Source organism: Sulfuricurvum sp. MLSB, from assembly GCF_000747095.1.
Lineage (GTDB): Bacteria > Campylobacterota > Campylobacteria > Campylobacterales > Sulfurimonadaceae > Sulfuricurvum.
Genome location: NZ_JQGL01000075.1, coordinates 13,416 through 32,523, shown reverse-complemented (window position 1 = coordinate 32,523; position 19,108 = coordinate 13,416). Strand labels below are relative to the sequence as shown.

19 protein-coding genes and 1 pseudogene are annotated in these 19,108 nt (G+C 43.7%); 14 read left to right on the top strand and 6 right to left on the bottom strand.

Going from position 1 to position 19,108, the window contains the following annotated elements:
* The 6 genes and pseudogenes from JU82_RS06310 to JU82_RS06285 form a co-directional block, all read left to right on the top strand.
* Nucleotides 1–228, top strand: a pseudogene (locus JU82_RS06310) (riboflavin biosynthesis protein RibD); the annotation flags it as partial.
* The gene (gene ubiE, locus JU82_RS06305) at nucleotides 228–938 is read left to right on the top strand and encodes a bifunctional demethylmenaquinone methyltransferase/2-methoxy-6-polyprenyl-1,4-benzoquinol methylase UbiE (protein WP_037948205.1); all 711 of its coding nucleotides are present in this window, start codon (nucleotides 228–230) and stop codon (nucleotides 936–938) included. The pseudogene JU82_RS06310 and the gene ubiE, both read left to right, overlap by 1 nt.
* The gene (gene xseA, locus JU82_RS06300) at nucleotides 935–2,188 is read left to right on the top strand and encodes an exodeoxyribonuclease VII large subunit (RefSeq protein WP_037948202.1); all 1,254 of its coding nucleotides are present in this window, start codon (nucleotides 935–937) and stop codon (nucleotides 2,186–2,188) included. Before ubiE ends, xseA begins: the two co-directional genes overlap by 4 nt.
* 108 nt (nucleotides 2,189–2,296) lie before the next feature.
* Nucleotides 2,297–3,850 carry an AAA family ATPase gene (locus tag JU82_RS06295; protein WP_037948200.1) on the top strand — a complete coding sequence of 518 codons (1,554 nt, stop codon included), beginning with the start codon at nucleotides 2,297–2,299 and terminating at the stop codon, nucleotides 3,848–3,850.
* A gap of 195 nt (nucleotides 3,851–4,045) precedes the next feature.
* Nucleotides 4,046–4,234, top strand: a complete 189-nt coding sequence (locus tag JU82_RS06290) for a type II toxin-antitoxin system HicA family toxin (RefSeq protein WP_015652901.1) — start codon at nucleotides 4,046–4,048, stop codon at nucleotides 4,232–4,234.
* A 3-nt stretch (nucleotides 4,235–4,237) separates the two neighbouring features.
* Nucleotides 4,238–4,627 (top strand): type II toxin-antitoxin system HicB family antitoxin, encoded by a 390-nt coding sequence (locus JU82_RS06285; protein ID WP_037948195.1) that lies wholly within the window; start codon nucleotides 4,238–4,240, stop codon nucleotides 4,625–4,627.
* 92 nt (nucleotides 4,628–4,719) lie between these two features.
* Here the strand turns inward: JU82_RS06285 and sppA are convergent, their stop codons facing one another.
* From sppA to JU82_RS06255, 6 genes are read right to left on the bottom strand one after another with little or no spacing between them, the layout of a single operon-like run.
* Entirely contained in the window at nucleotides 4,720–5,589 is an 870-nt protein-coding gene (gene sppA, locus JU82_RS06280; protein WP_037948192.1) for a signal peptide peptidase SppA, read from the bottom strand.
* A 5-nt stretch (nucleotides 5,590–5,594) separates the two neighbouring features.
* The gene (locus JU82_RS06275) at nucleotides 5,595–6,809 is read right to left on the bottom strand and encodes an aminofutalosine deaminase family hydrolase (RefSeq protein ID WP_037948189.1); all 1,215 of its coding nucleotides are present in this window, start codon (nucleotides 6,807–6,809) and stop codon (nucleotides 5,595–5,597) included.
* Between the two features lie 12 nt (nucleotides 6,810–6,821).
* A complete protein-coding gene (locus JU82_RS06270) occupies nucleotides 6,822–8,069 on the bottom strand; it encodes a hypothetical protein (RefSeq protein WP_037948186.1) in 1,248 nt (415 codons plus the stop codon).
* Nucleotides 8,054–12,250 (bottom strand): hypothetical protein, encoded by a 4,197-nt coding sequence (locus JU82_RS06265; protein WP_294892349.1) that lies wholly within the window; start codon nucleotides 12,248–12,250, stop codon nucleotides 8,054–8,056. Before JU82_RS06265 ends, JU82_RS06270 begins: the two co-directional genes overlap by 16 nt.
* Nucleotides 12,178–12,537 carry a type II toxin-antitoxin system PemK/MazF family toxin gene (locus JU82_RS06260; protein ID WP_294892347.1) on the bottom strand — a complete coding sequence of 120 codons (360 nt, stop codon included), beginning with the start codon at nucleotides 12,535–12,537 and terminating at the stop codon, nucleotides 12,178–12,180. The genes JU82_RS06265 and JU82_RS06260 overlap by 73 nt, the downstream gene beginning before the upstream one ends.
* Entirely contained in the window at nucleotides 12,534–12,782 is a 249-nt protein-coding gene (locus JU82_RS06255; RefSeq protein ID WP_037948180.1) for a hypothetical protein, read from the bottom strand. The genes JU82_RS06260 and JU82_RS06255 overlap by 4 nt, the downstream gene beginning before the upstream one ends.
* A 147-nt stretch (nucleotides 12,783–12,929) precedes the next feature.
* On the opposite strand from JU82_RS06255, the gene aroQ reads away from it, so the two are divergent.
* From aroQ to fliY, 8 genes are all read left to right on the top strand, one after another.
* A complete protein-coding gene (aroQ, locus tag JU82_RS06250) occupies nucleotides 12,930–13,415 on the top strand; it encodes a type II 3-dehydroquinate dehydratase (RefSeq protein WP_037948177.1) in 486 nt (161 codons plus the stop codon).
* 3 nt (nucleotides 13,416–13,418) lie between these two features.
* Nucleotides 13,419–13,949, top strand: coding sequence for a 2-amino-4-hydroxy-6-hydroxymethyldihydropteridine diphosphokinase (folK, locus tag JU82_RS06245; RefSeq protein ID WP_037948174.1), 531 nt, complete (start codon nucleotides 13,419–13,421; stop codon nucleotides 13,947–13,949).
* Nucleotides 13,930–15,195 (top strand): flagellar biosynthesis protein FlhF, encoded by a 1,266-nt coding sequence (flhF, locus tag JU82_RS06240; RefSeq protein WP_037948172.1) that lies wholly within the window; start codon nucleotides 13,930–13,932, stop codon nucleotides 15,193–15,195. The genes folK and flhF overlap by 20 nt, the downstream gene beginning before the upstream one ends.
* Nucleotides 15,192–16,064 (top strand): P-loop NTPase, encoded by an 873-nt coding sequence (locus JU82_RS06235; protein ID WP_037948169.1) that lies wholly within the window; start codon nucleotides 15,192–15,194, stop codon nucleotides 16,062–16,064. The genes flhF and JU82_RS06235 overlap by 4 nt, the downstream gene beginning before the upstream one ends.
* Nucleotides 16,065–16,129: 65 nt before the next feature.
* Entirely contained in the window at nucleotides 16,130–16,453 is a 324-nt protein-coding gene (locus JU82_RS06230; protein WP_037948160.1) for a hypothetical protein, read from the top strand.
* A complete protein-coding gene (locus JU82_RS06225) occupies nucleotides 16,450–17,142 on the top strand; it encodes an RNA polymerase sigma factor FliA (protein WP_037948157.1) in 693 nt (230 codons plus the stop codon). The genes JU82_RS06230 and JU82_RS06225 overlap by 4 nt, the downstream gene beginning before the upstream one ends.
* Nucleotides 17,142–18,239 carry a flagellar motor switch protein FliM gene (gene fliM, locus JU82_RS06220; protein ID WP_037948154.1) on the top strand — a complete coding sequence of 366 codons (1,098 nt, stop codon included), beginning with the start codon at nucleotides 17,142–17,144 and terminating at the stop codon, nucleotides 18,237–18,239. The genes JU82_RS06225 and fliM overlap by 1 nt, the downstream gene beginning before the upstream one ends.
* Nucleotides 18,232–19,107, top strand: a complete 876-nt coding sequence (fliY, locus tag JU82_RS06215) for a flagellar motor switch protein FliY (protein WP_037948151.1) — start codon at nucleotides 18,232–18,234, stop codon at nucleotides 19,105–19,107. The genes fliM and fliY overlap by 8 nt, the downstream gene beginning before the upstream one ends.
* Nucleotide 19,108 lies beyond the last annotated feature (1 nt).

The following is a 19,108-nucleotide window of genomic DNA, read 5'->3' as shown; positions in this document are numbered from 1 at the left end:
TCGCTGGAGAAGATCCGGGACTATTCGCTGGTGATGATCGAGGGGGGCGCGGGGATGCTCGAAGCCGCCAGCGAGGTGTGCGACTGGTATCTGGGTTACATCGCGCCCAAAATAGGCGGCGGATCGTTCGGTATGGGAGAAATTACAGAGGAGTTTGAGGTACTCCACGCTAAAATCAAAAACGATATCGTCCTTTGGATGAAAAACACACGAAAGAAGCCGGATTAATGACAAAGCAAGAAAAAATCGTCTCTATGTTTAATGACATTGCACCTACGTACGATAGAGCAAACCGTGTGTTGAGCATGGGAATCGACACTTTCTGGCGACGTCGGGCCTGCGATTTGGCGTACGGGTATTGCCCCTCCCAAGCACTTGATTCGATTGTCGACGTAGCGTGCGGAACCGGCGACATGATGGGGTACTGGAAACGGCGCGCCCAAAAAGCGGGCGTAAACGTCGGGGAGATCGTCGGAGTTGACCCTTCCGAGGGAATGGTCGGCGTCGGACGCGTGAAATTTCCCGAGCTGGCTTTTACAATCGCTCCGGCGACAGCACTTCCGAAACCGGACGCTTCCGCCGACATCATCAGCATCTCCTACGGCATCCGCAATGTTGTCGAACGCAAAGAGGCGTTGCAGGAGTTTAACCGCGTGTTGAAACCGGGCGGTTTGGTCGTGATTCTCGAATTTATGAAAAACGACAACCCTTCCGTACTGGGAAAAATTCGCGATTGGTATATCAACAATGTCCTTCCCCGTATCGGCGGGTTGATCTCGAGAAATTACGAAGCCTACCGCTACCTTCCCGATTCCATCGAAGGATTCCTGACGGTGGGCAAAATGACTCAGGAACTGGATGAAGCCGGGTTTGAGATGCTGTATGCAAAAAGCTTTTCGATGGACATTTCAACATTGATGATCGCCCGCAAAAAATGAATGCCGCTCTGAGTGTTTCGGGTCTTAACGAACAGATCAAAACGCTTCTTGAAACCTCTTTCGAATACGTGAGCGTCGAGGGGGAACTCTCCCGCATCACCCATCACGGCAGCGGCCATATCTATTTCACCCTCAAAGACGCTGAATCTTCGATCAAATGCGTGATGTTCAGAGGAAATGCCGCACGGCTGAAATTCCGGCTCGAAGAGGGCGCCCGCGTGGTTATTCACGGCGGGCTTTCGCTCTATAAACCCAGAGGCGAATACCAGATCAACTGTTTCAGCGCCGAACCTTACGGGCAGGGTGCATTGGCAGTGGCGTTCGAGCAGCTCAAACAGCGTCTTGAAGCCAAAGGGTATTTCGATCCCGCGCGCAAAAAAAGCTTTTCCAAATTTCCCCGAACGATTGTCTTGGTCACGTCCGCCACGGGAGCGGCATTGCAGGATATGCAGCGCGTCGCATCGCACCGCTGGCCGCTCGTAAAACTCGTCGTTTTGGACGTGTTGGTACAAGGCCCAAGCGCAGCGGGGCAAATTGCGGATGCGCTTCGTTATGCCGATGCCCTCAGCGCCGATGCGGTCGTTGTCGGACGCGGCGGCGGAAGCATCGAGGATCTGTGGCCGTTCAACGAAGAGGTTGTCGCCGACGCGATCTTTGCGATGCAAACTCCGGTCGCTTCGGCGGTGGGGCACGAGATCGACTGGGTCATCAGCGACTACGTGGCCGATCTGCGCGCTCCGACGCCAAGCGCGGCGATGCAGATGCTGCTGCCCGACCGCGACGAACTGATGCAAACGATCGACGAGATGCGTTATGGCTCTTATCACATGATCGCTCAGCGGCTGGAGCGCAAACGCGAACAACTGGTTATGATGCAGGAAGCCTTTAAACGCCATGGCGTAGAACAGCGTTTGAAAGTGCAACGAGAAGCGATCCAAGAGCTCAAAGAACGATTGCTACAACAGATGTCGCAGCGGCTGGAACAGAGCAAGCGCGAACTTTCTCCACTGATGGAGAGGTTAACGCAAAGTATCGAAACGACATTGCGCCAAAAGCAGTTTATGCTGGCTCAGTTAATCGAAGGCTTGAATGCCAATCATCCGAAAAATAAAAACAAAAGCGGATTTGCCCAGATCGCCCGTGAGGGGAAAGTGATCGATCTGGATGCATTGAATGTCGGAGATCGGTTTGAGGCGATGAACGATAAACGTGTCGTAAGTGCCGAAGTTACCAATATCACCCTTTTATAACTACTCTCTTTTTCCGCTATAATCTAAAAAAACAAAAAATCAATGTATAGGTTTTAATAATGAAACAGCATGGTATTTTGATTTGAAGAATGGGCGAGGAATACTGTAGTGGATTATAAGAAAAAACTTCAAGAAATGTGGGATACAGATAGATCGTATCAGAGACTAACCAAGATTTTTTTTAATGATATTGGAATTCGTGGGATAAAAAATGTAACTATAGATTTTAGTTATCCAATTACAGCTATAGCCGGGGCAAATGGTATTGGTAAAACAACTATTCTTCAAACTCTTGCATGTTTATTTCATAATAAAGATGAAGATTATAAACCATACAGATTTTCGAATTCTAAAACGCAATTATCATATTATACATTTGCAGATTTTTTCGTCACAAGTAGAGGAGAAGATAAAGGTCTTGGTGCAATATTAGATTTTCAATTTATAAAACCAGACATTGCAAAAACTGACTATACAATAAAAAAAATATCAAGATGGGGAAACTATGAACGTCGCCCAAATCGTAATATTGATTTTTTAGGTATTTCAAGAGTTCTGCCAGCATATGAATTCGCATATTTTAAAAGTACATTTTCAGGAGACTTCACTATTGCTGAAAGTACTGTTTTGACTCCCGAAGAAAAACAAGCTATTTCTAATATTACTAGTAAGAATTTAACTTCAATTCATGAAGAAAGTTGTGACAAAATTCAAAATTTTAAATTGAGTCGAATTGCATCAGATGGCATTAGCTATACAAGTTTTAACATGGGTGCTGGAGAAGAAGTCGCCATCACTTTGATTAGTAGAATTAATAAGTTACCAATAGGCAGTTTGGTATTGATAGAAGAAATTGAACTTGGCTTACATCCAAAAGCTCAAAAAGCTTTGATAGAAGCATTGATAAAAATCGTAAAAGAAAAAAAACTTCAGTTGGTTTTTACGACTCATTCACCATATATTTTTGATATTTTGCCTCCAAAAGCAAAACTGCTATTAAAAAAAGTTTCGAATGAATTAAAAGTAATTCAAGCCCCAAGTAATAGTATGGCGTTCATTGAATTGACAGGAGATGATCAAAAAGATCTTACAATCTATGTTGAGGATGAAATTGCAAAACAATTGGTAGAGAGTCTTTTTAATGTTTCAGTATCAAAGCGAATTCAAATAATTGATGTTGGGAGTAAAGAAAATGTCGTTCGTATGACTTCGGCACATTATATTAATTCAGAATTAGGGCAAGCAATTGGGATTCCAGATGGGGATGCAACCGATTCTGAGATAAAAGGATGGTGTTCGAAATTTATGCTTCGAAGTGGGGAAACATGTACGGATGAAGAATTCTCATTACGACATAGCGACTATTTCACAAAACTCCCTTCTAATAATGCCCCTGAAAAATATATTTTAGGATTGATTCAAGCAGATGAACATTTTATTTCTGATATAGATGATTCAGAAGAGTTTAGTGATTTTATACGCAATCAAATAGATATTTCTGAAGATCATCATGCTTTGTTTTTTAAGATAGCCCAATTTTTGTCAAAAGATATTGAAGGGATCAAACGAGATATACTCCGATATATTGGGAAAAATTATAAGGATAGTTTTCAATTTATTATTAATTTAGTCAACATTAAGTTGGGAGTAGTGAGTGAATAATATTGTCACTATCCAATGTAATACTGCGTCATACAAAGTTAATATCTTATAGGCGTATAGTCTCAGACAACACATCTTAAATGTGGATTCCCGATCAGGTCGGGAATGACTGAGAAGAGAAAGATTTTCATATTGAATTCATAGAGCAGTTAGCCATGATTTGACAACAGTGTGTATAGTAAGTATAATAGCCTTATGAAAAGTTCGGAAATAATCAAAAAGATGTTAGCCGATGGTTGGGTTCTGGTTGCCGTGCGCGGAAGTCACCATCAGTTCAAACATCCGACCAAAGCGGGTCGAGTCACCGTCCCCCATCCTAAAAAAGATTTAGGGATCGGGCTGGTGCGGGCGATTATGAAACAAGCCGGACTGAAAGAGGAGTAACGTATGCGCTATCCTATCGCAATCGAAATGGGAAATGAGACAACAGCGTTCGGGGTGATCGTCCCCGATCTCGCAGGGTGTTTTTCAGCAGGAGACACCCTCGATGAAGCGATTGATAATGCTAAAGAGGCAATCACTCTACATATCGACGGATTACTCGATGATAACGAAAATATACCTGCACCATCGCCGGTTAGTAAATATAGCTCACTAGCGGAGTATGCAGGTTTTATTTGGGCACTTGTCGAGATTGATCCCGCAATACTGGATGATAAAGCTGAGAGGGTCAATATCACCCTTCCTCGCCGTGTATTGGCAAGACTCGATGCAAAAGCAAAAGAAGCGGGAGAGACGCGAAGCGGGTATATCGCGCGTCTGAGTATCGGGGCGTAGCGAGTTACTTTAACGTAACCGGCGGGAAGTACATGTGAGCTAAGCGATGAACGACCGGCGCGTCGTTCGCGCCGAAGTGCTGGAAACGATACCTATTTCAGAGTGATCGCGGGGAACCACGTGTAGGCCATGGCGGCCCCTTCGACGGCAAACTGTTTGAAAAATTTTTCCATCGGATCTTCTTTGTTCCACACCGGATCGCTCACTTTTGCCAGTTCGGCCAGCCGTTTTTTGGCATCGAATTCGACACCGAGTTTATCGACCAGCCCCACTTTGCGCGCTTGTTCGGCGGTAAAGATATGCGCATCGGCGTAGTCTCCGCTTTGGTGCGGATCAAGACGGCGGGCGCGGGCAACGTCTCGGACGAACATATCGTAGGTTCCGGTGATCACTTTATCCAGTTCGGCTTTTTCGTGGGGCTTCCACGCCCGATCGAAGGTACCCACTTGCTTATAGCTTCCCGCATGGACAACTTGGGTTTTAACGCCTACTTTATCCATCAGCCCCGAGATGTCGGCACCTTCGATGATGACCCCGATAGAGCCGATCATGCTGCCGGGATTGGCAATGATCTCGTTTCCCCAGATACCGGCATAATAGCCGCCGCTGGCCATAATGCCGCCGGCATAGACGACGACGGGTTTGCTTTCTCGGATTCGTTTGATCGCATAGGCGATTTCAACCGAGGGGGCGACGGCGCCGCCGGGAGAATCGATGCAAAACAGCACCCCTTTGACATCGGGATTTTCAGCCGCTTCGTCAAGTTGTTCCAGAATCGGAGCCGCTTCGAGAATGGGCCCCGTCAGCGTAATTTTCTGAAGATTATGCGATGCGATCGCCTCTTCTCCCGAGGGGATCAGAAGCCAGAGAAGAAACAAAACAAGCAGCGTCGCTTTGAAATGTCCTTGAACAAATGTCAGTATTGAAGCGATAAAACCGCCGATTTTTTTGATCCATTCCATCCGTTTTATCCTTTGACCTTATTTCCGTGAATGTAAACCGACTCGATCGCGGGCCGACGCAGAAGAAGATGCAGAGGGAGCTGTTCGTTGATCGGATAATCAACCCGCGTGATCAGCAGATCCGCATCGTAACCGGCAGAGATTGTACCACAGTTCAGACCCAAGGCTTCCGCCGCGTTCTTGGTCACGCTTTTCCAGAGTCGGTAGGCCAGCGGGAGCAGATCGCTGCCGTGATGCATGAAAAGAGCCGCTTTCATCTCCTCAAACAGGTCCAGGGCATAGTTGGAACTAAGCCCGTCGGTACCGCAGACCCAACGGATGCGGTGCGCATCCAGCCGTTCCAGATTGATCGCGCCGCTGCCGAGCAGCCGGTTGGAAATCGGACAGTGGATCACGGTGTGCCCGCCTTTGGCGATATGGGCCAGTTCGTCGTCTTTGGCATGGACGACATGGGTAAAAAGGGTCGGATGGCCGTCAAAGTACGTCAAAAATTCTTCGGCGCTGTTCGCCGCGCGGTGTTGTCGGAGAAAATTTTCAAAAAACGGTTTGAAATCGCCGCTGTTTTCATCAAGCCATTCGCGCTCGGAGGGACTCTCCATAAAATGGGCGGTGACGCGCAGTCGATGAGCCTTGGCGTACTCGAGCGCTTTTTGGATCAAAATCCGATGAACCGAATAAGGCGAATGGATGGCGATAGAAGGATAAAACCCGTCGCGTACTACGGCCTGCGAGGCAAAGAGACGCTCCTGAAAATTGCCATAGAGCGCATCGGCCATAGCGGGGTCCGATCCGATCAGTTCGTTGAAATAGACTACTTTCTGAAGAGATGACGCGCAGGCATCCAGATCGAATCCGTACGAACTGACCGCTCCGAAGGCCGTGATGCCGTTTTCCAGCATCATATCAACCGCGTGTCGGATGCAGGCGTCGTCGCATCCGTTGACCAGTTCGTCACGGTTCGCGATAACGCTTTGAAGCCAGGGCATAAACGCGCCGTAGGTGAGGGTAGAACGGTTGGCGCTGAATTCCAGATGGACATGGGGATTGATCAGGCCGGGGAGCAGCACGGAGCCTTCTCCCAGCTCTACGCATCGGTCGCCGTACTCGGCACGCAGCTCGTCGTTGGGCTTGAGGGCGAGAACTGTACGTTCGAAAACGACCCCATGGTCGCGGTATAGGGTTCCGTCGGTGAATACGGCGTTGGCGAGAAGGATTTTCATGGTTGGCTCTTTTTAGTTGATTTTTTTCTTTGCATTGTGCATCCATACAGTTGATTGGATATCTATTTCTTTTCCAAGAACTTCAAAATCTACATTTTCTTTTTTGATTCGATACGTTTTTTGGTCAATATTTTTCCAGTGTTGTAATTGCTTTTCAACTGTTTTATTGAAGTCCTGTGAACGGTTTTTTACTTTTTGAATATAGTTAGTGTTTGAATCGGGAATATTCCAAATCAAGGATTGGTTATTATCTTCACAATAATAGCGTGTTCCGTTGTAATCAAATGGATATAAGCTATTATGACGGCTGATATTTGATTCATTGTATTCCATGGCTGTACGTGTTTCACGTAGGATATATTCATCACCTACACTGCTTAGAATAAAAAAAGTATTTGTTGTTTGATTGGTTTCATTTAAAATAAAAGGCATAGATTTGTTAATGAAGTCTTCTTTAAAATGAAGCTCAGCTTTATAATAACCAAGTTTAAGTGAGCTAAATGGGAAAACAATAATTGGATTTGGGATATGTTGGGCAGAAAATACTTGCGAAATCATAAAAATGAGCGAGATGGCTATAACAATTAATACTTTTATTGGTAGATGAGAAACTTTTGTTAAAATTGCTATGTTAATAAAGGTAATGACAAAAATTATAGTACTAACAGTGAAGTATAAAGCGATATTTTGTTCTTTATAAACATTCCAAAATGCTAATAGAGACCAGCCCAAAAGTCCAAAAAAATAAATAACGTAATACAGAAGTTTTACACTAATAAGTTTTTTTAGTTCTATACTATATTTTTCATAAGTGTATAACAAATATAGGACTACTTCAATTAGACAAAGAAAGAAAAGATAATTACCTGTATTGTTGTACATATCTATAATATAACACCAACCAAATACATGAATAACTATAGGAATAACTATATAAATATGTATTGACCCTTCTCGAATATCAGGAAAATTCGGTTCATCTCGTAAAGCAATGGACGAGCTTATGTGAAAGAAAATAAAAATAAAACTTATTAATATTCCTATACCGGCTATCATGATGAGAAAAACTGTAATATCGCCGAGATTGTTTATTGAAGGCATTACTCCAACATAAAGAAAATAGAAAAACCAAGTAATAACTGTTCCAACAGCTAATCCAATTTTTAAGAAGAATTCTATCCACCCCGTAATAGTTGACCTAAAATCTTCTTTTTCAAGCTGTCTTTTTATTTGATACCATTTTTTTACCTCTCCACGCATTTTATCTTTCCCTTAACTTGATTATCGTCCAATCTATAAAATCCACTATAAACACTTCTCTCGGTATTTTTTCGATCATCTCCGCCAACGATCATTTTTTCCCCGATAACTGTCCAAAAAAGCGAAAGATTGTTTTCTTTGAGAAAATTCAGAAATTTATCTTTTTGGATCAAGAGCATAGAGGGGCTTTCGATTTGTGCCGATGGATCGAAACAGATTCTCTGATTTTCTTGATCATAGAGCGATCCGTCTTCGTCTCCGTACTGCATATTAAGAGCATCAAAGATCACTTTAGTAGGTTTTAAAAAACCTAGGCTGCTTTCTTTGGAATAGTCGTTAGATTCTTCCCACCAGTAATGGTATGCAGTCGGAATTACCTCGAAATCCGTATTTCTGATATTTTCCCATATATGACCGTAAAAATATTGTGTTCCTTCCGACCAGCAATGTTCACGGTCAAAGAGTTCATATCGATCACCATTATCCGGCATCCATCGTCCAAAAAAGTTTTGATCTTCTTTTTGCCCCCAAGATATGAGCTCGCCCAGTTGGTCATTTTTGATAAGGTAACTTTGTACCATGTAATACAACTTTTTACGAGGTGTTTTCCAGTCGTCATCTTGAGGAACTTTTTCGTTCCAGTCAAGAATTGTATTGAGACAAAACCATTCAACACCTCTTTCATCCGTGAGCATTATGAAAGGTTCTACCGGAGGTAAATCATGATCCGATACTGCCCACAAATTGTTGTCCGTATTCCAATCTAACTCGATTATCGGATGCCACCAATTTTCTATGATGTGAGATGAGTTTTTATGAGTTTTTTGAATGAGAATCGTCGGATCGATATCTCTGACATAAGGAGAGAATGTACCTCGATAAGGTTCTTTTTCCTCATAATTTCCATAAACCGGGTATTTGTCGGTTATCTGTGCCAAAATCTCGAAGAACATTATCCATTGGTATTTTTTCCCAATGCGTTCAGCTTTATTCTCATATCTAGAATATCCGTATCCACTTGTAATATTTTTTTCTAGTTTTCCATGATGAAGGGGGTTATAACCGATTCTTTGAATGATCATTTTGACAGCATGGTTGCTAAGAAAATCAATATTAATTTGTTTTTCCCAATCACGCAGGGCACTTTGAAAAGTGTAGCGACCAAAGTCACCATATTCACCACCGCGTCCATATTCAGTAGTCATTGAACTAATAATAGAGCTTAATCCATAATCGGGGTCATCAAAAGTTTCAACTAATGCATCGATTTCTTCATTTGTTGGTAAATGTTCAGGAAAATGGCTTTTATACGGTGGAATAGTTTTTTCTCTATTTATATCGAGTGATATCTCTTTATAAATTGCATAATCAATTGTATTTTTAGCGTAATCACGTAAGAGGATATGTGGATAAACAAATTCTTGGTCGAAAATTGTATGATAGATATATTCGCATAACTCTTTTAGATGATCGGTAGTCTTGCTTCTAATAGCAGAGCCAAAAGCTACCGCAAACAAACGCTCATAGACATAGGGATCATCTACTCCTTCAAACTCTTTTAGCACTGCGATAACAATATCAATATGATCCGCCAAAAGATTCACGAGGGCTTTGGTCGTCTTGTCTCTTAATTCACGATTAGAAGATATTAAGAACCAAGCAAGCAATGTTGAGTATGAAACTAGATAGGTTGTATCGATCTTTTCTTCTTTGGATAATTGTTGTGCCCAAAAAATAATCTCAGACACTACACCTTCATTTTGATAACTGTCAATTACGTATTTACCCCACCAAATGTCCCTATTGGACATACGATCAGAGATTAGCAGGCTATGTAAGTGTTGGATATTAAAATCCACAGTAAAATTGACTGCATCGTACAATTGTGCTTCAAAAAATTCGTATCGTTCTTTTTCAGTACTAGATAAAAGATTTTTTACGACATTCTGAAGCGACTCAGGTAATTTGGATGAGATCGTATATGCGGATAAGCGCAATTGGTCAATAGTTGGATTATTTGTCAATTGAGGGAAAATTTCAATAATATCAATTTGGTAGTCATCACTTATTCGAGTAATCAGGTCTGCAATCAAAGCTTGATGTTGTTGGAATTTTTGAAATAACAATTGAATAGTAGTGTCTTGACTGATTTTTCTTATGATGGATGGTTTATCATCTTGCTCAGAAACAATAGATAATAAATACAATGATAAGAAATAATTACCAAATTTTTGATATGCAAAGTATATATTTCTAATATCAAATCTACCTATATTGCTTAAAAATATTCCTTCTGAAAGTAGGTAATCCACAATCGCTTCATGCAAATATTGAGTGTCATTTTTCAGCTCATCATAGGAAACAGTTTCTATAAAATTATTGTTAACAATTTTTTTGCTTGCAACAGTTGTTGTGCTAATTACATATTGTCGATGATCTGTTAGTGCCTTGCTGCGTTTAAATCTATCATTTACGCCTTTGATAAATTTTTCCATGATGACATTTTGTTTGAGTAGTTCAGGTGTAATGCTGTTTATTCCAGTATCCTTTAGTGCTTCAAATACCAAAAATAGCCAGCCGGGTTTTGTGAGAAGAGGGCTTGTCCAAGGGAAAACAATTGGTTTGAACTTGAATACTTTAGAAAACTTTTGGATGGTTTCGAAATCGATTTGATCAAGACCATTATGTTCAATTTCAATAAGTTCTTCTGAGATATATTTTCTTATACGAGTATTAAATATTTTTTCTTTTTCAGTATCTCGTACACTCATGATCAAAGCTAGATATGAACGTTTCTTGATTTTTTCAACCATCTCAATAAAAAAGTTTTGCCAAATTTGAGGATAATCAACTTCATTAATAGCATCGATGATGATGAAAACGAGTTGTTGCTCATTTTCACCCCAACTATTTAACGTTTCCAAAAACTCATCTTCGGATAAATTATGATGTTCCAAATCAAGTTGTCGAATAATTTGCTTGATAGGGCTTTCATTGGTATAAAATTTTTGTCCAAATATCAATACGGTTGGCAATTTTTTTTGTATACGATCATTGGCAATATCGCATAACGTATGTGTTTTACCAGATAATGCTTCACCACTGATTAAAGAATATTTATAGAGGTGAGTGCTTAAGCAATTATTTTGATTAATGTTATTATTTAGAGAAGCTGTATCATAATTATTTTCTACGAAAAAATATAAGAGTGGATAAAGATATGTGCTGTATTCAGCATAATGTTGAATAGCATTAAGGTATTCAAATTGATAGGGAAGAAGTCCATGAATGGTTTCAGACATATCTGATAATAATTTTTTTGATATATATTGAATATTTTGTAGGGAATTGATTGCTTCTTTTAGTTCTTGTGTGTGGAGTTGATAATGCCGATTCTTTTCCAGACTTTCTATGAAATGTATAATTATTAGAACATCATTATAAGAGTCTTTTATTTGAAAAAACTTCTGTTCAAAGAGCTCGGTAATAAAATACATCGATTCTATTGGACTATGAGGTTCGGGCGGATTATCTAAATTTTTGTAGGTATTTAACCATTCATTGAGTAACTGGTATCGATATTCGAGTTTATAGATATTTTCATTTTCTAAATAATACAGAATACCATTTTTGAAATTTTTTATGAAATCATTCACATCAAAGTTATCTATACAAGTTACATACTCAAATATTTTTTTTGTTTTTGTGTCAATATTCAACTCTGCATATTCTGCTGTATTGTAGGTAATATATCTGTCTTCAACACTTTTCAAAGCTAATTCGATTTTTTCTTTTGCCCATTCGATAGAAGGTTTAAACTGTGTTTTCGAGAAGATTTGTTTTTTGACATCAAGATATAATTCGTACCATCGGGTAAGAACACCTAACACAACCAAAAAAATACCAACGAATGTGTCAGAAGTATTTGAAAGGTTAAGAGAGAAAGTTTTATTTAAATACTCTATCAGAATTGGTTGCCAAAAAGGAGTGATTAGGATTGTCAAACCACCTAATACTAATTTACTCGAAAGTGGTTTGAAAATTATTTTTCGAATAATATCTTTGATTTCTTCACGGGTAAACAATCCTATGAAGTCTAAAATCTTTTTCACGCTATCCCCAAATGCCGTTTCAGTTTCATCTCTACTTCTTCTATCTCTTTTGGCGTTAATACCGTACATTTTTTTGTTTCATCGATACGGCTCAAATCAAGAGTACAGAGTTCATTGATGCAGATTTCACTATTTTGCTCTAGAGTATCCCGTTTTTTAATCATCACCCGTATGTCACCACCTGCAAGTTGCGTGGTGAGGGGAATAACGGTAACCCCTTTAAAAGCGACAAGATCGATGTTTCGGTTGGCGATGTCGTTTTGGATGATGAGGGCAGGGCGGATTTTACCGAATTCGCTGTTGTATTTTTTCCCGAAATTGACGAGGTATATCTCTCCGCGACGAATACTACTCATACCAAATCCTCGATAACCTCTTCGAGCTCTAAAAACTCTTGGTAGGCTTCGGTTCCTAACGCCTTTTGGTTGCTCATTAGATAGAGTTCATCTTCGATTTGCTCTCGCACTTTTTTATACAGTGCGTAAGGGAGTAACACGCTTTTTGGCTCATGACGGCGACCGTCTTCGATGAGGGTAATACCGTCGGCAGCATTAAGCAATGCAGGATGGCGCAGAATATCGGTAGTGGTAACGGTAGTCATAACACACCTCTTATATTTGGTTATATAAATACAATTATATCATATGTGTTAATAAGTGTAATATGATGCACTTTAAAGTAATTTAGTTGCTTATAAACTAGAACCTCTTATAATCTACCCTTAAAAAAAGAGAACAAAGGTCAGTCAATGAAAATAGTCGTAATCCAGGGGCCAAACCTCAACATGCTGGGAGTACGGGAACAATCGGTCTACGGTCCGATGCGCCTCGAACAAATCCATGCGCAGATGAAAGAGGTTGCCGTTCAAAACGGTATCGAGATCGAGTTTTATCAAAGCAATCTCGAAGGTGAACTGGTTGACCGTATTCAGGAATGTTACGGCGATGCCGACGGTATCATCATTAACCCGGCCGCGTATACGCACACATCGATCGCGATCCGCGATGCGATTTCTGCGGTGAACATGCCGACGATCGAAGTGCACATTAGCAATATCTACCGTCGTGAAGAGTTCCGCCAAAAAAGCATGACGGCTCCCGTGTGCACCTCGTCGGTGATCGGATTCGGACCGTTCGGATACCATTTGGCGATGGTGGGAATGATGCAGATCCTCAGCGAAATCAATGCGATGCGTCAAGCTACCCAGCAACAGCAGGAGACGGCTGAAGCCTAATCGATGAGACTGTGCCGCAAGCTGGACGACCGGCATTTTGTGTATAAAAATTTGCATTTCCCCAAACGGCCCGCGCGGAAAAGCGGATACCGTTATCGTGTCCTAATCGGAGTGGGGGGAAACGTCGGAGATACGCAACGGCGGATGGAGCATTTGTGGGTATACCTGACCCGCATGTCTCTTCTTCGTCCCGTTCAAAGCGGAGCCGTTTTGCGTAATCCGCCGTTCGGCTACCTCGATCAAAGCGATTTTGACAATACGGTGATCGAAATTGCCACGTCACTTCAACCCAGAGCTTTGCTGCGGCTGATATGGCGGATCGAAAAACGGTTCGGACGCCGCCGCAGTTTTCCCAACGCGCCCAGAACACTTGACCTGGATATCCTGTTTTTTGAGGATCGGGTGGTACAATACAAAGAACTGATTATTCCTCACCCCCATTGGAGTGAACGATTGAGCGTGATAATACCTTTACGAAGCTTGCCCTCAACGGGAAAAACTCTACGGAGACGATATGAAAATCTTGACATTTAGCGGTGTAACGCCTGCCGAAGCGCTCAAAAAAGCGCAGTTGGAAGTGGGCGAAGAAGCGATGCTGATCGAAACCCGCGAAATACAGAAAAAATCGTTAGGCAAAAGTGCGTTGTACGAGATCGTCGTGGGCGTCGAAGAGGGAAGTATTCCCAAAAGCAAGCCGAAAATCGAAGAGCCTCTGACCAAACAGCGCCCTTTGACCCAAAAAAGCAGCGACGTACTCTACAATATTTCCGAAGCAGCCAAGCAGATTTCCCGAATCGCCGAAGTAACGGAGGAGGAGAAACCTCACAAAAATACGTCGGCTCCCGCTGAGACCGAAGACATCAAGCGGATCAAGGAAGAGATCGAAAAACTCGGCGATAAGGTCAAATTGATCCAGAACATGTTCTGGGACGAAAAAGCGCCCAAATTGCAAACGGCTATCCCTCCCGAATTCGCGGAGATTTATCGTTTGGCGCAGCAAAGCGGGATGGACCAAAATCATCTCGATCAGATCATGCAGCTGACACTGGAACACATGCCCTCGAAGATGAAAGAGAGTTCTGCGACCGTCAAGCGCTATTTTCAGGTGCTGATGCGCAAAATGATTCCGGTTCGGATGGAGAGCGCTCCCAAGAACGGCGCCAAAAAAGTCATTATGCTGGTCGGCCCTACGGGAGTCGGAAAGACGACCTCGATTGCGAAGCTGGCAGCGCGATTTTCGTATTTGCTGGAGAAAAAATATAAAGTGGGCTTGGTGGTTCTGGACACCTACCGTATCGGTGCGGTCGAGCAGCTGATGCAGTACGCACGGATGATGAAACTGGGGATCGAAACGGTTGTCGATCCCCCCGAATTTTCCAGCGCGCTCAACGCTCTTCGCTACAGCGACTATATCCTGATCGATACAATGGGGTCTTCACCGTACGACAAAGGGAAAATCGAGACTATTTATGAGTGCTTGAAGGCCAATAATACCGAATACAGCGTGGATGTCGTTTTGGTCATGCCAAGTTCGATCAAATACGAAGACCTCAAAGCGACGTATGATAATTTCGCACCGCTCGGGATCGATACGATGATGTTTACGAAACTCGATGAAACACGCGGATTCGGAAACATTTTCTCGCTGGTGTACGAGACGAAAGTTCCGGTCAGCTATTTCTCGGTCGGCCAGGAAGTTCCCGAAGATCTTGTGATCGCTTCGAGCGATTTTTTAGTGGACTGCCTTTTGCATGGATTTCATAAAGGTAACAACGTATGAACCATCAAGCCGCCAAACTCGAAGCATTGGTAAGCCAGAACCGTAAAGCGACGTCGAAAAAAACCCGTTTCATCGCGATCACAAGCGGCAAGGGAGGCGTCGGGAAAAGTACGATCAGCTCGAACATGGCACACGTAATGGCCAAATACGGGTTGAAGGTCGGAATTTTCGATGCCGACATCGGTTTGGCTAATCTGGATGTGATGTTCAACGTCAAGATCCAAAAAAATATTCTTCATGTTCTCAAAGGGGAGGCCAGCGTTTCGGAGATTCTGGTTCCCATCGAGAACAACCTTGTGCTGATTCCCGGGGAGAGCGGGGAAGAAATTTTCAAATACGCTTCGGGCGGATTGTTCGAACGGTTCATGGACGAAGCGGAAGTGCTTGACGATCTGGATGTGATGATTATCGACACGGGTGCGGGGATCGGGGAGCATATCCAGCTGTTTTTGCGGGCATGCGACGACGTTATCGTCGTGACGGTTCCCGATCCTGCCGCGATCACGGATGCGTATGCGACCATCAAAGTGACGGCGAGACTCAGAGACGAGATCAATGTCATTATGAATCAGGTTCGCTCCTCCAAAGAAGCTGAAGGGCTGTTTGAAAAAATAAACAAGGTGGCACAGGCAAACATCGGCGGAGCTTTGCGGCTGAACTATCTGGGACAGGTTTCGAGCGATCCGAAAATCTCGTCGAGTGTCAAAAAACGGGCGCTGTTCGCCCGTGATTTTCCGACAGCGGTGCCGACGCAGGAGCTTGAGATGATCGTCAAACGTATTGCCAGAAAACTGGAACGGAATGTGCTAGTTGATCCCAAAGAGAGCGGCTTGGGCGGGTTGTTCAAACGGCTTATGGAACATTTTTAATCCACAGGTACACGAGCGGTGTACGACCGTCTCTTTGAACAGATACAAAATCAAGGATAAAAAAAATGCGGGGCTCGAATTTTGTCTCTTTTTTAACGGCACAGGGCTTTTTCTTCGGCATTGTTTTCGGGATCATAAAATCTGAAAGTGCAGAAGGCTTCCTGGGGTTCGTTGTCCTCGTAACATTGTTTTTTTACCTTTTTGCCCATCTGATCGTCGGATTTTATTTTCAGGCTCTCGGGATCAAGGCGCATCCTTTTCCGAAACACATGCATGAACATAATCTTGACTTTTTTGTCCGTGAGATCAACAAACGCGAACAGTTTATCGATGCGTTTTATGCCAATAAAGCAGAGTTGTTGGAAGAGAATCCGCGGAGTTCTTCATGAGCGGTGCGAATGTCTATACGCAGCAGCTGAAACATAAAGAAGACCAGCTCGCGATTCAATATCTGCCGGCGGTTAAAGCGATGTCATTTCGGCTTAAAGAGCGGCTTCCCAGCTCGATTGACTATATGGATCTGTGCGCGATCGGTACCGAGGAACTGGTCAAGCTCGCCCGCCGCTACGACGATACCCAAAACGATTCGTTCTGGGGGTATGCCAAAACGCGGGTGTACGGAGCGATGCTCGATTACCTGCGTTCGCTTGACATGGTGAGCCGCTCCAGCCGCCGCCTGATCAAGGACATCGACAGTGCCATTGAACTGCATCTGGCCGATCATGACGAGGAACCCAGCGATGCCGAACTCGCCCGGATGCTTGATGTCGAAGAGGATAAAATTCACGAAGCGCGGATAGCCTCCGATATTTATACCGTGCTGCCGTTGGACGACCAACTCGGAACCCCTGAAAATGAGGGAATCTTGGAGAGGATTGAGCACGAAGATCTGATTGAAGCGATCAAAGATGTTTTGATGGGATTCGACGAACGCGAACAGATGATCATCCAGCTTTATTATTTCGAGGAACTGACCCTCAAAGAGATCAGTGAAATCGTCAATATCACCGAATCGCGTATTTCACAGATACACAAATCGGTGATCCGACGAATTAAAGACGCGGTGGGAGGAGAATAATGGCTGATATTCTGTCGCAAGAAGAGATTGATGCGCTCTTGGATGTCGTCGATGATGAGGGTGATGCCGCTCTGGACGCGGGAGAAGACACCCTTTTCCAGCAGCGCCAGATCACGTTGTACGATTTCAAACGTCCTAACCGTGTTTCGAAAGAGCAGCTGCGTGCTTTCCGGGGTATCCATGACAAGATGGCCCGCTCCATCGCATCCCAGATTTCAGCAATCATGCGTTCGATCGTAGAGATACAGCTCCATTCGGTCGACCAGATGACCTATGGGGAGTTTTTGATGTCGCTCCCGAATCCGACCAGTTTTAACGTTTTTTCAATGAAACCGCTTGAAGGAAACGGTGTTCTGGAGATCAATCCTTCCATTGCATTTCCGATGCTGGACCGTATTCTCGGGGGGAAAGGCGAGCCTTTTGAAGCCAACCGGGAGTTTTCGGATATTGAACTGTCGTTGTTCGAGACGATTCTGCGGGTAATGATGGGAACGCTGCGCGAAGCGTGGGCTCCCGTCACCGATTTGTATCCTCAGGTAGAGTCGAAAGAATCGAGTCCCAACGTCGTTCAGATCGTTGCCCAAAACGAAATCGTCGTGATGGTCGTCATGGAGATTATTATCGGGCACAGTTCGGGGATGATGAACATCTGCTATCCGGTTATTGCACTGGAACCGGTTCTGCCCAAACTTGCCAGCCGAGATTTGATGCTGAACGAAACGAGTTCGAAAAAAAGCCGTAATCAGGAACTTCAGGTTTTGCTGGGGGGCGCGCACGTCAATGTCGATGTCAATCTCGGCACGGCGGAACTCAGTTTGAACGAACTGCTGGACCTCAAAGAAGGGGATATTATCCGGCTGAATGTCCCGGCCGATGATATGGTCAATGTCAGTGTGGACGGAAAAGAACGGTTTATCGGGCAGATGGGCTTGCGCCGTTTCCGCAAATCGGTGCAGGTCACGTCGGTCATTGATACCGAAAAAGATGCCGTTAAGCGGGCACTGAAAGAATTCGAAGTCAAACGCAAAGAGCGTATCAGCGGGGTCAAGGATATTATCCGCGGGCCATTAGAGGATGAGGAGGATGAAGATGAGTGATTTTGCCGGAGTATACGCGCAAGAAGCGATTGCCACGATTGAGGGATTGACGGGGCAGACCCCGAAAATCGTCCTTAAAGAGGCCGAAGAGATATCCATCGTCTCGAATGTCATTCCTCCGATCGCCTTGGTGCATGTCAGTTTTACCGGGGATGCTTCAGGGCGCGGGATCGTGATGATGCCTCCGCAGCTGGCAACGGCACTCGGGGACATGATGCTCGGCGGTGAGGGCGAAGGACAGGATACGATGTCGGATGAGGATATGGATGCGGTCAAAGAGATCGTTTCCAATATCGTCGGAGCGATGAGTACGACGCTGGGATCTCAAAAAGAGCTTCCGAAGTTTACGATCAAACCTGAAAAAGCAGAATTTATCCCAGAAAACGGAGAGGTGCATCTGGACCGATACGCGAAAATGTTCGTTTTCTCGTTTTCACTCGGATCGATAGCTTCTTTAATGATGTTTGCGGTCGATTCGGCGATCGAGGATGCATTGAACGGTCCTAAAAACGTTGCTCCAAGTGCCGTCAGTTCTCCCTCCAAACCGACAACGATATTTGATGCCCCTGCTGAAGAGAAAGCGGTCAAGCTTGAAGAAACGGAGATGAAAAACATCTCGTTGATTATGGACGTTAAATTACCGGTACGCGTGCGGATCGGAAAGAAAAAGATGCTTCTTAAAGACGTCCTGAGCATGGACATCGGTTCGGTCATCGAGCTCAATCAGCTTGCCAACGACCCGCTCGATATTCTGGTAGATGACAACGTTATCGCTCAGGGAGAGGTTGTAATCGTTGACGGTAACTTTGGGGTACAGGTTACGTCCATCGGTACGAAACGGGATCGTCTCAACAAGTTGAAAGGCTAAA

Excerpts from the sequence above, each read along its gene's own strand:
- JU82_RS06230 (WP_037948160.1), top strand. The coding sequence starts at position 16,130 with ATGCGGGGCTCGAATTTTGTCTCTTTTTTAACGGCACAGGGCTTTTTC.
- flhF (WP_037948172.1), top strand. The coding sequence starts at position 13,930 with ATGAAAATCTTGACATTTAGCGGTGTAACGCCTGCCGAAGCGCTCAAA.
- JU82_RS06260 (WP_294892347.1), bottom strand. The coding sequence starts at position 12,537 with ATGAGTAGTATTCGTCGCGGAGAGATATACCTCGTCAATTTCGGGAAA.
- xseA (WP_037948202.1), top strand. The coding sequence starts at position 935 with ATGAATGCCGCTCTGAGTGTTTCGGGTCTTAACGAACAGATCAAAACG.
- fliY (WP_037948151.1), top strand. The coding sequence starts at position 18,232 with ATGAGTGATTTTGCCGGAGTATACGCGCAAGAAGCGATTGCCACGATT.
- folK (WP_037948174.1), top strand. The coding sequence starts at position 13,419 with ATGAGACTGTGCCGCAAGCTGGACGACCGGCATTTTGTGTATAAAAAT.
- JU82_RS06265 (WP_294892349.1), bottom strand. The coding sequence starts at position 12,250 with ATGTACGGTATTAACGCCAAAAGAGATAGAAGAAGTAGAGATGAAACT.
- JU82_RS06290 (WP_015652901.1), top strand. The coding sequence starts at position 4,046 with ATGAAAAGTTCGGAAATAATCAAAAAGATGTTAGCCGATGGTTGGGTT.
- ubiE (WP_037948205.1), top strand. The coding sequence starts at position 228 with ATGACAAAGCAAGAAAAAATCGTCTCTATGTTTAATGACATTGCACCT.
- fliM (WP_037948154.1), top strand. The coding sequence starts at position 17,142 with ATGGCTGATATTCTGTCGCAAGAAGAGATTGATGCGCTCTTGGATGTC.
- JU82_RS06270 (WP_037948186.1), bottom strand. The coding sequence starts at position 8,069 with ATGCGTGGAGAGGTAAAAAAATGGTATCAAATAAAAAGACAGCTTGAA.
- sppA (WP_037948192.1), bottom strand. The coding sequence starts at position 5,589 with ATGGAATGGATCAAAAAAATCGGCGGTTTTATCGCTTCAATACTGACA.
- JU82_RS06255 (WP_037948180.1), bottom strand. The coding sequence starts at position 12,782 with ATGACTACCGTTACCACTACCGATATTCTGCGCCATCCTGCATTGCTT.
- JU82_RS06275 (WP_037948189.1), bottom strand. The coding sequence starts at position 6,809 with ATGAAAATCCTTCTCGCCAACGCCGTATTCACCGACGGAACCCTATAC.
- JU82_RS06235 (WP_037948169.1), top strand. The coding sequence starts at position 15,192 with ATGAACCATCAAGCCGCCAAACTCGAAGCATTGGTAAGCCAGAACCGT.
- JU82_RS06285 (WP_037948195.1), top strand. The coding sequence starts at position 4,238 with ATGCGCTATCCTATCGCAATCGAAATGGGAAATGAGACAACAGCGTTC.
- aroQ (WP_037948177.1), top strand. The coding sequence starts at position 12,930 with ATGAAAATAGTCGTAATCCAGGGGCCAAACCTCAACATGCTGGGAGTA.
- JU82_RS06225 (WP_037948157.1), top strand. The coding sequence starts at position 16,450 with ATGAGCGGTGCGAATGTCTATACGCAGCAGCTGAAACATAAAGAAGAC.